Consider the following 288-nt stretch of genomic DNA (forward strand, 5'->3'; position numbering starts at 1 on the left):
CGTCATGCTCGGGCACGCCCCACTCGGTGTCGTGATAGGCGACGTAGAGCGGGTCGAGCCCGGCCCACCAGCAGCGTGGGCAGCCCTCGGGATGGGCGATGAGGCCGGTCTCGGACATACGGCGATGGTAACGAGAACAGGAGCGGAACGCCACCGTCGCGGCGGCGGCCGCACGGCCACCTCGACGGTCCCTTCCGCCGGTGCAAGACGCGCCGCGGTCACGCGGCCCGGTCCCGCGCGTCGCGATCCTACCCCGCCGCGCTCGCCGCCGCGTCCGGCATGGCGAAG

At 74.0% G+C, this 288-nt stretch carries 1 protein-coding gene; it reads right to left on the bottom strand.

Annotation, left to right across the window (positions count from 1 at the left end; genetic code table 11):
- Positions 1–118: DNA-3-methyladenine glycosylase I (locus ACLBX8_RS32100; protein ID WP_447716461.1), on the bottom strand; the 118-nt coding region annotated here is incomplete at its 3' end.
- Positions 119–288 lie beyond the last annotated feature (170 nt).

The sequence above is a fragment of the Methylobacterium sp. D48H genome (assembly GCF_053345715.1).